We start from the raw sequence: 14,154 nt of genomic DNA on the forward strand, positions 1-14,154 counted from the left end.
CAATTTTCCCGCCACGCCTCCAGGGATGACCATCGCGGGAAGGCGGCCCTGTAGCAGAAAGCGGCGATAAAGCAAGTTTAGCGTTGGCTTATTGCACGCGCGTGACCTTGTAGCCTTTGGCCTTGAGCAGATCGATGAGATTGTCCTTGCCGGTCAGGTGGCCGGCGCCCACCGCGATGAAGGGGTGCCCCTTCAGCTTGTCGACCGCGCCGACCCAATCGCGGTTGCGCGCGGTCAGGATCGCATCCTCGACCACCGGATCGGGCTGCTCGCCATTCTGGTCCTCCTTGGCGATCGCCTCCATGTCGCCCTTGGCCCAGGCGGTCAGGATGCGATTATAGAGCGCCTTCATGTCCTTGGCTTCATGGATGGTCTGGATCAGCAGCTTGCGCTGCGCCGCTTCGGGCAGGCCGTCAAAGGCGCCGAACTGGCGCTCGACGGTTTCGAGGCCACCGATCGGCCGGCCCTTGAAGGCGGCGATCAGCACCGGTTCGACGCCATTTTCCTGGCTGACGTTCAGGCTTTCCTGCGATGCGGCGGACAGCAGCATGGCGGCTGCCCAGCTTTCATAGCCCGACAGTGCCTGCGCGCTGGTGCCGCCTTCCTTCACGATCCGGTCGAGTTCGGGCCGCTCGCCCGCCGGCACGCGCGCGTCGAGCGCGGGCAGGTTGGGGCTGCGGCCCATGCTTTCGAACAGGCCCAGCGTCTTCTGCTGGTCCTGCAGGTCGGCAGCCTCCAGCACCAGCTGGTCGGCATCCTTCCACGCCTGCTTGATCGTTGGCGTCTGCCAGTCGACCCCTTCGGGAAGGACATGGATGGTGCCGAAGATCCAGCCGTCCAGCCCGGCGCGTTCGACCCGCCACAGTGCCGGGCCCTGGCCGGCCTCGACCTTGGGGGCAGGGGCTTTCTGCTCGCTGCCGCAGGCGGCGATCAGGGCGAGGCCGCAGAGGGCCAGAAAGCGAATCATCCAGCTTTTCATGGTCTTATTCCCCCTGCTTCACACGCGCGCTGGCGATGCCCAGCGTCTTCAACTGATCCTGCACGCTGCCCTTGCCGGCCAGATGGCCCGCGCCGACCGCGACGAACACGGTGCCGGGCTGGTCCAGTCGCGCCTTGATCCACTTGGCCCAATTGGCGTTGCGGTTGATCAGCAGCACCTGCGCCAGCTCGGGCGTGGCTTTGAGCGAATCATTCATCTCGTCCGCCAGTTTTTCCGGCTGGCCGGTCTGCCAGTGATTGAGCAGGGCGGCGAACTCGCCTTCCATGCCGTCCATGCCCTCGACCGTGGCGTTGAGGAACTGAACCTGCTGCGCCATCGGCAGGTCGGCGAAGAAATTGAGCTGCTGCTCCACCGTTTCCAGCGCGCCGACCTTCTTGCCGGCCTTCTCGGCTGCGGCCCGCAATATCTTTTCCGCGCCGATATCGGACTGATAGCCCAGCTTCTGCAGCGGCGCGACCGACAGGATCATGCCCGCCATCCACGGATTGAACGCCTCGAACGATTGCCAGGGCACACCGGCAGCCACCATCGCCGCGCGATATTTCTGCGCGGCGTCGGGCGCGAGCCTGGTGGACAGGGCGACCCGGTCGGTCGCCATCGCCTTGCCCGCCATCATCTGCGCCATCTCGCCGGGATTTTCGGGCTCGATGATTTCCAGCACCAGTTCGTCCGACGCGTCGAACGCCTGCTTCACCCCGCCCTTGAACCAGTCGATCCCCGGTTTCAGCACATGGACGGTGCCGAACAGATAGATGGTCGTGTCGGCGTCCTTCACCTGCCACAGGGCAGGGGCGACGTTGACGGCGATGTTGACGGGTTCGCGGGCGGCGAGGGGCTGGGTCTGGCCCAAGGCGCCGAGCAGCAAAAGTCCCGCGGAAAGCCAGCGGGACGGGAAAGCGGTCAGTCTCATATCCCTTCCATGCGGGCGCCGGGCGCGCAGGGCAAGCGGCTTAACCCTGTTCGACGCGGCTTTTCCTTGACCCTTGGCCCGCGCTGCGCCAAGGCGCGGCCGACCATAATCTGTCATTATTGCAAGGACCACCGGTGGCCGAGGGCAAAGCGCTTTCCTTCCAGGACCTCATTCTCACCCTGCACGCCTATTGGGGCAAGCAGGGTTGTGTCATTCTTCAGCCCTACGACATGGAAGTGGGGGCGGGTACATTCCACCCGGCAACCACGCTCCGCAGCCTGGGGCCCAAGCCCTGGAACGCGGCCTATGTCCAGCCCAGCCGCCGTCCGACCGACGGCCGCTATGGCGAGAACCCGAACCGGCTGCAGCATTATTACCAATATCAGGTGATCATGAAGCCCAGCCCTGCCAACCTGCAGGAGCTATATCTGGGCAGCCTCCGGGAAATCGGCATCGATCCGCTGGTCCACGACATCCGCTTTGTCGAGGATGACTGGGAAAGCCCGACGCTGGGCGCCTGGGGTCTGGGCTGGGAAGTCTGGTGCGACGGCATGGAAGTCACCCAGTTCACCTATTTCCAGCAGATGGGTGGCTATGACTGCAAGCCGGTCGCGGGCGAATTGACCTACGGCCTCGAACGCCTCGCCATGTATATTCAGGGCGTCGACAGCGTCTATGACCTGAAGTTCAACGACCAGGGCGTCACCTATGGCGACGTGTTCCTAGAAAATGAGCGGCAGATGTCGAAATGGAATTTCGAGGTCGCCGACACCGAAAAGCTGTTCCGCTGGTTCAAGGACTGCAAGGCCGAATATGACCAGTGCATCGCCAATGATGTGCCGCTCGCGGCTTTCGAGCAGGCGATCAAGGCCAGCCACACCTTCAATCTGCTGCAGGCGCGCGGCGTGATCTCCGTGCAGGAGCGCGCCAGCTATATGGGCCAGGTCCGCGACATGGCGAAGGGTAGCTGCGAAGCGTGGATGAAGACCAACGGATGGACCGCCTGATGACCATGAACAATTTCGTCATCCCAGCGAAGGCTGGGATCTCGGGCCATGTGGCACTGCATTCGCTTGCGGCCCCAGCCTGCGCTGGGGCATCGGAGGAAATCGCATGACCGATTTCCTCCTTGAACTGCGCTGCGAGGAAATTCCCGCGCGCATGCAATTGAAGGCGTCCGACGATCTGGCGCGCCTCTTCACCGAGGAACTGGCCAAGGCCGGGCTCAAGCCCGCGTCGATCGACAGCTTCGTCACGCCGCGCCGCCTGGCGCTGATCGCTCGCGACCTGCCGCTGGAAACCGCGGCGGTCAGCGAGGAGTTCAAGGGTCCCCGCACCAGCGCCCCGGCGCAGGCGCTTGAAGGCTTCCTGCGCAAGACCGGCCTGACCCAGGATCAGCTTGAGGATCGCGACGGCGTCTGGTTCGCCGTGGTGAACAAGCCCGGCCGTGCCACCACCGACGTGCTGGCCGAAGCCGTGCCGGCAGTCATCCGCGCCTTCCCCTGGCCCAAGTCGATGCGCTGGGGCGCGGCCAGCGCCACCACCGAAAGCCTGCGCTGGGTCCGCCCGCTGCAGGGCATCATCGCGCTGCTCGGCGGCGAGATCGTCCCGCTGTCGATCGAGGGGATCGAGGCTGGCCGCGAGACGGTGGGGCATCGCTTCCATTCGACCGGCGCGATCCGCATCGAAGGCGCCGACGACTATGCCGCCAAGCTGCGCGCCGCTTATGTCATCGTCTCGCATCAGGAGCGTCAGGCGATCATCGAGGCGAAGGCCGGCGAGGCCGCAGCGGCCAAGGGCTATAGCGTGATCGAGGACAAGGGGCTGGTCGCGGAAAATGCCGGCCTGACCGAATGGCCGGTGCCCTTGCTGGGCGATTTCGATCCGGAATTTCTTGAGGTTCCGCCTGAAGTCATTCAGCTAACCCTGCGTATCAACCAGAAATATTTCGTTCTGCGTGATGCGACGGGCAAGCTCGCCCCTGCCTTCATCTGCACCGCCAATATCGAGGCGAAGGATGGCGGTGTGGCGATCGTCGCCGGCAACCGCAAGGTGCTGGCCGCACGCCTGAGCGATGCCCGCTTCTTCTGGCAGCAGGACCGCAAGACCCCGCTCGCCGAGCAGGCGAAGAAGCTTGGCCGTATCACCTTCCATGAGAAGCTGGGCACCGTCGCCGACAAGGTCGAGCGCGTCGCGAAGCTGGCCGAATGGCTGGCGAGCGAAGGTATCGTGCCGAACTGCGACCCGGTGCTGGCGCGCCAGGCGGCGGAACTGTGCAAGGCGGACCTCGTCACCGAAATGGTCGGCGAATTCCCCGAATTGCAGGGCGTCATGGGCGGCTATTATGCTCGCGCCGAAGGCCTGCCCGACGCCGTCGCCGACGCGATCCGCGACCATTACAAGCCGGTCGGGCAGGGCGATGATGTCCCCACCGCGCCGATCACGGTGGCGGTCGGCCTGGCGGACAAGCTGGATACGCTGCGTTCCTTCTTCGGTATCGATGAAAAGCCGACGGGTTCGCGTGACCCGTTCGCGCTGCGCCGTGCAGCACTGGGCGTGATCCAGATCGTGACCGCCAATGGTCTGCGTATGCCTGTTGCAGAGGGTGACCTGCTCGACTTCTTCGCCGACCGCCTCAAGGTCCAGCAGAAGGAAGCCGGCGTTCGTCATGACCTGATCGACGCGGTGTTCGCGCTGGGTGGCGAGGACGACCTTGTTCGCCTGCTCGCACGCGTGAAGGCGCTCCAGTCCTTCGTCGCGACCGATGACGGCGCCAATCTGCTCGCAGGCTACAAGCGCGCCGCCAATATCCTCAAGAAGGAAGGCGTGGAGCAGGCGGAGGCGATTTCGCTTTCCTATGAACCCGAAAAGGCGGAAGCTGATCTGATCGCTGCGCTCGACGCTGCGGAACCGCAGGCGGCACAGGCTGTCGCGGCCGAGGAGTTCGAAGGCGCCATGGCGGCGCTCGCGACGCTCCGGGCGCCGATCGACGCCTTCTTTGAGACCGTGACGGTGAATGATGCTGATCCGGCGAAGCGCACGACTCGCCTCGCGCTGCTGGCGCGGGTCCGTGATGCAGTGCACAATGTCGCCGACTTTTCGAAGATTACAGGATAAGGAAACGAAATTCCAAAATCTGCGGGAAATATGCGAAGTTAAGCGGGATAAGTCCTATCCCCTAATGGCTTGAGCCGCTAATTGCGGCATTATTATTGCAACGCACAACTCGGCAATCAGTGCAGGGAGAGCCGGTATATGGTTATGACGGAAGAGGCCCAGATGAGCACCACTTCGACGCGCTATGTTTATCGTTTCGGCGGTGGCGTGAACGACGGGGGCAAGGGCGACAAGAATCTGCTGGGCGGCAAGGGCGCGAACCTTGACGGCATGGCCGCGATCGGCCTGCCGGTGCCGCCGGGCTTCACAATCACCACCGAAATGTGTACCCGCTATTATACCGATGGCGGCGTCTATCCCGAAAGCCTGAAGGCGGAAGTCGCCAATGGCATCGCCCATATCGAGGCGGTTACCGGCAAGAAATTCGGCGATGCGGCCGATCCGCTGCTGGTCTCGGTCCGCTCGGGCGCGCGCATCTCTATGCCGGGCATGATGGACACGGTCCTCAATCTCGGCCTCAATGACGAGACCGTGCTGGGCCTGGCCGCCGCATCGGGCGACGAGCGTTTCGCCTGGGACAGCTATCGCCGCTTCATCCAGATGTATTCGGACGTGGTGCTGGAACTCGATCATGGTGCGTTCGAGGAAGCCCTTGAAATCGCCAAGGAAGATCAGGGCTACACGCTCGACACCGAAATGACCGCCGACGACTGGAAGGCGCTGGTTTCGGAATATAAGGCGCTGGTCGCCAAGCTCTGGAACAAGCCTTTCCCGCAGGATGTCGCCGACCAGCTCTGGGGCGCGATCTCGGCCGTGTTCGGCAGTTGGCAGGCGGACCGTGCCAAGGTCTATCGCCGCCTGAACTCGATCCCCGGCGACTGGGGCACCGCCGTCAATGTGCAGGCGATGGTGTTCGGCAATATGGGCGACACATCGGCCACCGGCGTCGCCTTCACCCGCGACCCCGCGACCGGCGAGAACGCCTATTATGGCGAATATCTGATCAACGCCCAGGGCGAGGACGTCGTTGCCGGCATCCGCACCCCGCAATATCTGACCAAGCAGGCGCGCGAGCGGGCAGGGGCCAAGCCGCTGTCGATGGAAGAGGCGATGCCCGAAACCTATGCCGAACTGGCACGGGTGTTCGACATCCTCGAAACCCATTATCGCGACATGCAGGACATCGAGTTCACGGTCCAGCAGGGCAAGCTCTGGATGCTCCAGACCCGTTCGGGCAAGCGCACGGCGAAGGCCGCGCTGAAGATCGCGGTCGAAATGGCCAGTGAAGGCCTGATCACCGAGGAAGAAGCCGTCGCCCGCGTCGATCCCGCCGCGCTCGACCAGCTTCTGCACCCCACCCTCGATCCCAAGGCACCGCGCGACGTGCTGACCAAGGGCCTGCCGGCCTCGCCGGGTGCGGCCAGCGGCGCGATCGTGTTCGATGCCGACACCGCCGAGCGTCGCAACGAACTGGGCGACGCCGTCATCCTGGTGCGCGTCGAAACCAGCCCGGAAGATATTCACGGCATGCACGCGGCCAAGGGCATCCTGACCGCGCGTGGTGGTATGACCAGCCACGCCGCCGTGGTGGCGCGCGGCATGGGCCGTCCCTGCGTCTCGGGCGCGGGTAGCCTGTCGATCGACAATGCCAACAAGATACTGCGCATCGGCAGCCGTGAGCTGAAAGAAGGCGATATCCTGACCATCGACGGCGCCACCGGCGAAGTCATGGCGGGTGAAGTGCCGACCGTGCAGCCCGAACTGGCCGGCGACTTCGGCATCCTGATGGCCTGGGCCGACAAGGTCCGTCGCCTGAAGGTCCGCGCCAATGCGGAAACCCCGCTCGACTGCCAGACCGCGCGCGACTTCGGTGCCGAAGGCGTAGGCCTGTGCCGGACCGAGCATATGTTCTTCGACGCGGCCCGCATCACCGCCGTGCGCGAGATGATCCTGGCCGACAGCGAGAAGGGGCGCCGCGTCGCGCTCGACAAGCTGCTGCCCGAACAGCGGGACGATTTCGCCCAGATCTTCATGGTGATGGCCGGCCTGCCCGTGACCATCCGCCTGCTCGACCCGCCGCTCCACGAATTCCTGCCGCATGGCGAAGCGGAGTTCGAGGAAGTGGCCAAGGCGGCGGGCGTCGGTGTCGAGGCGCTCAAGCGTCGCGCCGCCGAACTGCACGAATTCAACCCGATGCTGGGCCATCGCGGTTGCCGCCTGGGCGTGACCTATCCCGAAATCTACGAGATGCAGGCCCGCGCCATCTTCGAAGCGGCGCTGATCGTGAAGGAACGGAGCGGCGAGGCGCCGATCCCGGAAGTCATGATCCCGCTCGTCGCGACGAAGAAGGAGCTGGAACTGATGAAGGCGATCGTCGATCAGGTCGCCAAGGACGTGTTCGCCGAGCAGGGCGCATCGGTCGACTATCTGGTCGGCACGATGATCGAACTGCCGCGCGCGGCGCTCAAGGCCGGTGAGATCGCCGAAGTTGGCGAATTTTTCTCCTTCGGCACCAACGACCTCACCCAGACGACCATCGGCATTAGCCGTGACGACGCCGGCCGCTTCCTGACGCAATATGTCGACAAGGGCATCTTCGCCCGCGATCCGTTCGTCAGCATCGATGTGGAGGGCGTGGGCCAGCTCATCGAACTGGCGGCCGAGCGCGGCCGGGCGACCCGCCCCGGCATCAAGCTGGGCATCTGTGGCGAACATGGCGGTGACCCGGCCTCGATCGCCTTCTGCGAGGCGACCGGCCTCGATTATGTCTCGGCCTCGCCCTATCGCGTGCCGATCGCCCGTCTCGCCGCGGCGCAGGCCGCTCTGGCGAAGAAGTAAGCGGAAAGGGCGGGAGGCAATTCCCGCCCTTCTTCGTTTCAGGGGCTCAGGGTTTCAGGGGGTCAGGCCTGGCCGGTGAGGCGGCTCAGCAGGCCCGGCTTCTCGCCCCGTTCCAGATCGTGCGCCTGGCCGCGCCAGTCCTCATGCGCGATCGTGCCGGGCTTGAGCCCCAGGCGGGCTTCCAGCGTCGCTTCCTGCTCGCCATTCAGCGCCGCAATCTGGCCGTAGCGATGATAGCCCGCCTCGTTGAGCGCGACCTCCTGCGTCTGGCTGATGCCGTTGATGCGGCTGAGGTCATCGCGGCCCTGCACGCCGCCGGCCACGGCGGTGGCCGTGCCGGGGCCGATCGGGGCGGACTGGCGCTCCAGTTCGGCGATCCGTTCATTGGCGGCATTCAGCCGCGCATCGCGATCCCGGATGGCATGGTGGTGGGCCCTTTGCTCCTCGCGCCACAGGCGCTTATATTTGCCCCGGCCGCTCATCATCAGGCCAAGCACCAGGCCGGCCAGCAGCGCCACCAACAGCAGCGCAATCTCGTTGGGTGTGAAGCTCATGTCGGCATCCTTTCCAGCGTCGAAACGATCAGCCCGCCGGGAAGTTGCCGAAAACGCCCATGGTTCGGGCATTGTCAAAAAAAGTGAAAGAAAGTGCTTGCCAGCACCGCCGGACGCTTCTAACAGCGCCACTCCAACGCACCCGTAGCTCAGCTGGATAGAGCATCAGACTACGAATCTGAGGGTCGGACGTTCGAATCGTTCCGGGTGCACCATTTTCCTTCATCGCTGAACGATCGAGCGCAACTCACTGTGGTTGCTTGAGATTTGTCGAGTCAATCGGCATTGACGCCGGGCGCGATCTGGCGAAGCATCCCTCTATGCGCACGACATTGGGCATTTGCACCCGCAAGGCACGCTATGCCACGGAGGAGGAGGCATGGGCTGTCGTCCATCGTGCATCCATCGTCCTGCGGCCTTATCGCTGTGCGCTGTGTCGCCAATATCATCTGACCAGCCGGACCAAGGGCATGCGGCTGCGGCCACCCTATCGGGAATGACCGATCAGAGGCCAAAGCGGCTTCCAGACTAATTTCCCTGCCGAAGTCAGCATGCTAGGATCGACGCATCGTTACGACATGCGGGGAATATCCATGGTCTGGATCGCACGCCTCCTTCTGTTCATACCGTCGCTGATTGCGGGATGGTTCGTGTCGCAGGAAGACCCGCGCTACTGGGTGATTGCCCTGGCGATCGGCCTCACTTTCCTGGCGCTGGGCATCATTGCCGCCATCTACATCCCGATTCTCCATCCCTGGCCGCGCCGCAAGCAATAGGCGGCGAGGGGCAAGTCCTGGAAATACGGGCTTTTGTCGGCGATTTTCGCATAAATTTCACATTGATGATTTTTGGGGGTTGCCAGATCAGGCGGGCCCTTATATCTGCGCCTCCACAACGCACCCGTAGCTCAGCTGGATAGAGCATCAGACTACGAATCTGAGGGTCGGACGTTCGAATCGTTCCGGGTGCACCATTTCTTCACAGGAATAAAACGGGCCGGAAACCGCAAGGTTTCCGGCCCATTTGGCGTTTAAGGGCTGAGCGCTCAGCCCAGCGCCAAGGCGACGATCGCGTCGATGTCCAGATGCTCTTCCAGCCGGGCGGCGATCGCATCCAGCGCCATGTCGACCGACTTATCATAATCCGCCACGCCGCCATCAACGCCCAGCCGGGCAAGCAGGGCCGCGCGCAGCGGGCAGCTGGCGAGCAGGCCATGGACATAGGTGCCCATCACCCGGCCGTCGGCGCTGATCGCGCCATCTGCATTGCCGCCAAGGCGTGCGAAGGGCCGCTCGCTGTCGGGGCCGCTCGTTTCGCCGATATGCATCTCATAGCCGCCAAAGATGGCGCCCAGCGCCACGCCTTCGACCCGTTCCAGTCGCTTGCCCGCCGACAGTCGCGTCTCGACGTCGAGCAGCCCCAGGCCCGCGACCGTGCCGGCCGGTCCCTCGATCCCGTCAGGGTCGGCGATATGGCGCCCGAGCATCTGATATCCGCCGCAAATGCCCAGGATCGCGCCGCCGCGGCGATGATGCGCCAAGATGTCGATGTCCCAGCCCTGCGCGCGCATGGCCGCCATGTCGGCGATCGTCGCCTTGGAGCCGGACAGGACGATCAGCGCGGCCTCGGCCGGTATCGGCTGACCGGGCGGCACCATGCGCAATTCCACGCCGGGGTCGAGCTTGAACGGGTCAAGATCATCGAAATTGGAAATGCGGGGCAGGATGGGGCAGGCGATGACGGTGCGCGCGGTTCCGGGCTGTGCTGTCCGCTCCAGCACCACCGCATCCTCGCTGGGCAGGCGGGCGGTCGCCTCCAGCCAGGGGACGACACCAAAGCCGCGCCACCCCGACAGCGCTTCGATCTGGCGATAGCCATTCTCGAACAGCGCGGGGGCGCCGCGGAACTTGTTGATCAGGAAGCCGCGGATCATCGCGGCATCCTCCGGGTCGATCACGGCCCTGGTGCCGACGATCGCCGCGATTACGCCGCCCCGGTCGATATCGCCGACCAGCAGCACCGGTACATCGGCGGCGCGGGCAAAGCCCATGTTCGCAATGTCGCCGGCGCGCAGGTTGATCTCGGCCGGTGATCCGGCGCCTTCGACGACGACAATGTCGCATTGCGCCTTCAGCCGCTCATAGCTTTCCAGCACGGCGCCCAGCAACTGCCCGCGCGCACTGCGGAAATTGCCGCTGCCCAATGTGCCGCGCACCTGGCCATGGACGATCAACTGCGATGTCCGGTCGGCCTGGGGCTTCATCAGTACTGGGTTCATGTCGGTATGCGCCTCGACCCCGCAAGCGATCGCCTGCAGCGCCTGTGCGCGGCCGATCTCGCCGCCGTCCACGGTGACGGCCGCATTGTTCGACATATTCTGTGGCTTGAATGGCCGGATGCGATACCCCCGGCGGAGCAGGGCGCGGCATAGCCCCGCCACCAGCACCGATTTGCCGACGTCCGATCCGGTTCCCTGCAGCATGATTGCGCCCATGGCCTGTTCCTGCAAGCCGGCGGCAATGATGGCAAGCGCTTAGCGCATCATGCGACGAGCGTCGGCATCCCGCATCGCATCTGGTGGACCTTGACCGTCGCGGTGCCCAGCTTCACGCCCAGGATGGCGGTGAGGTTGCTCAGCAGGTCGTCCAGGATGGGCGCGGTCGTGCCCAGCAAGCCCGCAACCGGTGAGATCAGGGGGCTGAGCGGCAGTTGCAGTCCGGCGAGCGTGACCGTGACCTTGGTCTGGTTGGCCAGGCTGGAGGCGACCCCCTGGGTCAGATCCTGGGTGCTGACGGTCTTGCTCTGCTTCCCGGAAATATCGCTGGGCGTGAACAGCACATTTTGCTGGGTCACGCCGCCCAGCGCGATATTGGCATAGGCATGGACCTGGGTCAGCGATCCGAGGACCGACGCCAGAGTCGCGGTGCGCGGATTGGCGGGCGTCGAGAAATTGGTGAGCGCGGCTTCATCGACATCACCGATCACCGCCGTCCCTATCGACGGCTTGACCGCCAGCGTCACGCCATTGTTGATGGCACCCTGATCGCAGACGATATTCGACAATTGCGCTTCGGCCGATGCCAGTTCGACATAGAGCGGGATGCGGATCGTTGCGATCCCGGTGAGCAGAGTGCCGACCCGGCTTTCGAGGAAGATGCGGGTCTGCGCCGTGCGCAGGATGAAATTCTTGTCGTTGGTGATGCTGATCAGGGGGGTGCTGGCCTGGCCGGTGCCGGTGATGAGCTTCAGCCGCGTGCTGGTCAGGCCCGGAACGTTCAGGGTCAGGTCCAGCGGCACGGCGGTCGAGGATGGCGGGCTCAGCACCATGCGCAGCATCGAGAAGGAGTCGAGCAGCAGGCTGGGCTGGCCGGTCGAACTGCCGGTCCCCTTCATCGGACCCAGATCGATGACATCGCTGAGGCGGACGCTCTTGCCCGGCAGCTTGCCGCCGATATTGCGGAGCAGGGCGGCCGTGCCGCTATTGTCCGCGGTGTCGGCAATGGCGCCGATGACGTCGGACAATGGAATATTGGCACCGAACAATTCGCCATAGGCGGCGTCATTGCGTCCGGTGCGGACCTTGAGAGCGTCGGCGAAATGAAGCAGGTCGACGTTCAGGTTGGCCAGCCCCTGATAGTCCATGACCGACAGATTGAGTTCCGTCCCGGCAAGGGCCGACAGCAGCATGTTGGGAAGGCCGCCGCTGAGCGAGGCAAGGCCGGTGCCGATGGAGAAGGCTGCCGCGTCGGAGCGGGCGGCGGTGGCATGGGCGCGCACGTCGACGCCATCCCTGCCGACCAGCAGGCGGCCGAAGAAGAGGGGGGTACGGCGCTGGACCTGGACCTGGATCGCGCTCGCACGCGGGTCGCCCGATACAAAGCGATTGCCGACCGCGACTGCGCTATTCTGGTCATAATAGCCGGTTTGGACCGCCACCAGGGATACGCCGGGGACGCCGCTCTTGGTCAGCAAGGCTTCGGCGGCCGATCGCCCGCCACTGCTGGCCGCCAGCGCGGCGGCATCAGCCACGCCCTGCAACTGGCGCTTGGCGAGATAGACCGATCCCAGGTCGACGGCGACCGTAGCGGCGCCAGCGAGCATGAATAGCGATCCCGCCAGCAGGACGCTGATGCCGCCGCGCTTGTCGGCGAGCAGGCGGCGCATGCGCTTGTGCGGCTGGTTCATGACGCAATCCGCACAACGGCGCTCCGCTGGATCTGGGCGGCGGGCATCGGAAAGATGGCGGCGGAGAAGAAGGGGGCGTTGCTGAGATTATAGGTCAGGGTGACCGTATAATAGCCGCTGTTCGCATTGGCGGCGACGCCGATCGTCTGCGCGCCCGGCAGCGGAAAGGAAGGGCGGCTGGCATTGACGCTTTCGTCGACCAGCGCTCGTCGCTCGGTCGCGGTCATGCCGGCCACGGCCGCGCGTGCCGCGTCATTGGCTGCCTGCTGCAGGCTATGAGCGGTCATCAACCAGCCGCCATAGAGCAGGATACCGAGCAACAGGATGATCATCAGGGGGAGGGCGAAGGCGGCTTCGACAAGCACGCTGCCACGCTCATGACGGGACATGGCCTGGCCCAGTCGAGCGAGGCGAAGCACCGCATGGAGAGGAGGGTTCCGCATGTCACTCCAATAAAGGCGCAACATTCAAAAAGCGGTATGCGAAATTCGCGCACATTTTGTGCGAATTGTGTAAATCCGAAGCCGCGTTTTCGGGGCTTTTCGGACATTTCGGGGAGATACTGAACGGTCTACACGGACAAATCCGCTATGACCGCTGGATTTTACATCATTGGGGTCCGGCTTGGTCGTTTTCGCTCAAGCAGGGCGGAGTCATGACCAGCACAACGCCCTCCGTTCCGTAGGTGCCGCGCAACTGGACCAGCGCGCCTTCCATCGGGAGCAAGGCGCCACCATTGGTGAGCAGATGGGCCTGGACGCGGCGGTCGCCCTCGCCGCGCAATACCGCTTCCAGTTCCTGGCGGAAATGCGGCCGCTGTGGCAGGGCGATGAGGTCGGTCATATAGGCGTTGATCAGGCGAGCTTCGGGGAGCCCGACCAGGGTGCAGATGGTGGCATCGACATATTCGATGAAGCCGCGGTTGGAGAGGCGGGCATAGCCGACGCCGCCATGGATGCCCATCGCCTTGAGAATGGCCGATTTGACGTCGGCCAGGCGATGGCGCTGCACGTCGGACGTGATGTCGCGCAGCAGCAAGCCGATCCCGTCGGCGAAGGGAAAGGTTTCGACGTGGAGCCAGCTATCGTCGCGGAAGGGGGAGGGAATATCCGCAGCGCTGATTTCGCCGGACACCTGGCTATGCCGGGCATGCGCCTCGGTCAGCGTGCCGACCAGTTCTGGCAGCGCGTCCCAAAGCATCTGTCCTTCCAGCCGCCGGTCCCAGCGCCGTGCCATGGCCAGCGCGACCGGATTGATCAGGTCGATGCGAAAATCGGCGCGGCACAGTATCAGTCCCTGGGCCATGCGCACGGCCAGTTCGCGCAATCGATCGGGATTCTGATCGAACTCGTCCTGGCTGGCGAGCGCCTTGAACCGGTCCAGCCCCATGAAGACATGGGTTTCGCGGCCATGATGGGTGATCAGCAGGGGGTGTCGCGCGCCGATCTCGCGCCAATGGGCAAAGTTGCGGACCAGTTCCGCAGCGGTGACACTCCTGTCGCTTATGTCGTCCGGCATGATTGACCCTCTCCCAAATCTGGGTGCAGGCA

12 protein-coding genes and 2 tRNA genes are annotated in these 14,154 nt (G+C 64.3%); 7 read left to right on the forward strand and 7 right to left on the reverse strand.

The genetic code is table 11. The features are described from left to right. Positions 1 to 88: 88 nt before the first annotated feature. Together AC13EK_RS15260 and AC13EK_RS15265 are read right to left on the reverse strand one after the other, a co-directional pair. A complete protein-coding gene (locus AC13EK_RS15260; protein ID WP_069336946.1) occupies positions 89 to 979 on the reverse strand; it encodes a TraB/GumN family protein in 891 nt (296 codons plus the stop codon). Positions 980 to 983: 4 nt separating this feature from the next. Further along, complete coding sequence (locus AC13EK_RS15265; RefSeq protein WP_069336947.1) at positions 984 to 1,910, reverse strand: TraB/GumN family protein; 927 nt, start codon at positions 1,908 to 1,910, stop codon at positions 984 to 986. Positions 1,911 to 2,044: 134 nt separating this feature from the next. Here AC13EK_RS15265 and AC13EK_RS15270 point away from each other — a divergent pair, with 134 nt between their 5' ends. The 3 genes from AC13EK_RS15270 (at position 2,045) to ppdK (ending at position 7,865) form a co-directional block, all read left to right on the forward strand. Next, entirely contained in the window at positions 2,045 to 2,917 is an 873-nt protein-coding gene (locus AC13EK_RS15270) for a glycine--tRNA ligase subunit alpha (RefSeq protein ID WP_004207307.1), read from the forward strand. Between the two features lie 106 nt (positions 2,918 to 3,023). Continuing rightward, entirely contained in the window at positions 3,024 to 5,027 is a 2,004-nt protein-coding gene (glyS, locus tag AC13EK_RS15275) for a glycine--tRNA ligase subunit beta (protein ID WP_069336948.1), read from the forward strand. A 138-nt stretch (positions 5,028 to 5,165) separates the two neighbouring features. Next, positions 5,166 to 7,865: a pyruvate, phosphate dikinase gene (ppdK, locus tag AC13EK_RS15280; protein WP_048937175.1), complete on the forward strand. Its 2,700-nt coding sequence runs from the start codon at positions 5,166 to 5,168 to the stop codon at positions 7,863 to 7,865. A 62-nt stretch (positions 7,866 to 7,927) separates the two neighbouring features. On the opposite strand, the gene AC13EK_RS15285 is transcribed toward ppdK, so the two are convergent. Continuing rightward, positions 7,928 to 8,419 carry a hypothetical protein gene (locus AC13EK_RS15285; protein ID WP_069336949.1) on the reverse strand — a complete coding sequence of 164 codons (492 nt, stop codon included), beginning with the start codon at positions 8,417 to 8,419 and terminating at the stop codon, positions 7,928 to 7,930. Between the two features lie 138 nt (positions 8,420 to 8,557). Between AC13EK_RS15285 and AC13EK_RS15290 the strand changes: the two genes are divergently transcribed. The 4 genes from AC13EK_RS15290 (at position 8,558) to AC13EK_RS15305 (ending at position 9,392) form a co-directional block, all read left to right on the forward strand. Continuing rightward, positions 8,558 to 8,634 (forward strand) — tRNA-Arg (locus AC13EK_RS15290). A 105-nt stretch (positions 8,635 to 8,739) separates the two neighbouring features. Then, a complete protein-coding gene (locus tag AC13EK_RS15295; RefSeq protein WP_069336950.1) occupies positions 8,740 to 8,919 on the forward strand; it encodes a hypothetical protein in 180 nt (59 codons plus the stop codon). Positions 8,920 to 9,012: 93 nt separating this feature from the next. Continuing rightward, positions 9,013 to 9,195 carry a hypothetical protein gene (locus AC13EK_RS15300; protein ID WP_004207302.1) on the forward strand — a complete coding sequence of 61 codons (183 nt, stop codon included), beginning with the start codon at positions 9,013 to 9,015 and terminating at the stop codon, positions 9,193 to 9,195. Positions 9,196 to 9,315: 120 nt separating this feature from the next. Beyond that, positions 9,316 to 9,392, forward strand: a tRNA-Arg gene (locus AC13EK_RS15305). Between the two features lie 72 nt (positions 9,393 to 9,464). Here AC13EK_RS15305 and AC13EK_RS15310 read toward each other — a convergent pair. From AC13EK_RS15310 to AC13EK_RS15325, 4 genes are all read right to left on the reverse strand, one after another. Beyond that, positions 9,465 to 10,913 (reverse strand): cobyric acid synthase, encoded by a 1,449-nt coding sequence (locus AC13EK_RS15310; RefSeq protein ID WP_483022265.1) that lies wholly within the window; start codon positions 10,911 to 10,913, stop codon positions 9,465 to 9,467. A gap of 47 nt (positions 10,914 to 10,960) precedes the next feature. Continuing rightward, positions 10,961 to 12,604: a TadG family pilus assembly protein gene (locus tag AC13EK_RS15315; protein ID WP_069336972.1), complete on the reverse strand. Its 1,644-nt coding sequence runs from the start codon at positions 12,602 to 12,604 to the stop codon at positions 10,961 to 10,963. Then, on the reverse strand, positions 12,601 to 13,047 hold the full coding sequence (locus tag AC13EK_RS15320; protein WP_251007820.1) for a TadE/TadG family type IV pilus assembly protein: 447 nt from the start codon (positions 13,045 to 13,047) through the stop codon (positions 12,601 to 12,603). The genes AC13EK_RS15315 and AC13EK_RS15320 overlap by 4 nt, the downstream gene beginning before the upstream one ends. Positions 13,048 to 13,213: 166 nt before the next feature. Further along, positions 13,214 to 14,122 (reverse strand): histidine kinase, encoded by a 909-nt coding sequence (locus AC13EK_RS15325; RefSeq protein ID WP_069336973.1) that lies wholly within the window; start codon positions 14,120 to 14,122, stop codon positions 13,214 to 13,216. Between the last annotated feature and the right edge of the window lie 32 nt (positions 14,123 to 14,154).

This window comes from Sphingobium sp. L-44, from assembly GCF_056859495.1.

Coding starts and splice junctions, on each gene's coding strand:
- AC13EK_RS15260 (WP_069336946.1), bottom strand. CDS start 979: ATGAAAAGCTGGATGATTCGCTTTCTGGCCCTCTGCGGCCTCGCCCTG.
- AC13EK_RS15265 (WP_069336947.1), bottom strand. CDS start 1,910: ATGAGACTGACCGCTTTCCCGTCCCGCTGGCTTTCCGCGGGACTTTTG.
- glyS (WP_069336948.1), top strand. CDS start 3,024: ATGACCGATTTCCTCCTTGAACTGCGCTGCGAGGAAATTCCCGCGCGC.
- ppdK (WP_048937175.1), top strand. CDS start 5,166: ATGGTTATGACGGAAGAGGCCCAGATGAGCACCACTTCGACGCGCTAT.
- AC13EK_RS15285 (WP_069336949.1), bottom strand. CDS start 8,419: ATGAGCTTCACACCCAACGAGATTGCGCTGCTGTTGGTGGCGCTGCTG.
- AC13EK_RS15295 (WP_069336950.1), top strand. CDS start 8,740: ATGCGCACGACATTGGGCATTTGCACCCGCAAGGCACGCTATGCCACG.
- AC13EK_RS15300 (WP_004207302.1), top strand. CDS start 9,013: ATGGTCTGGATCGCACGCCTCCTTCTGTTCATACCGTCGCTGATTGCG.
- AC13EK_RS15310 (WP_483022265.1), bottom strand. CDS start 10,913: ATGGGCGCAATCATGCTGCAGGGAACCGGATCGGACGTCGGCAAATCG.
- AC13EK_RS15315 (WP_069336972.1), bottom strand. CDS start 12,604: ATGAACCAGCCGCACAAGCGCATGCGCCGCCTGCTCGCCGACAAGCGC.
- AC13EK_RS15320 (WP_251007820.1), bottom strand. CDS start 13,047: ATGCGGAACCCTCCTCTCCATGCGGTGCTTCGCCTCGCTCGACTGGGC.
- AC13EK_RS15325 (WP_069336973.1), bottom strand. CDS start 14,122: ATGCCGGACGACATAAGCGACAGGAGTGTCACCGCTGCGGAACTGGTC.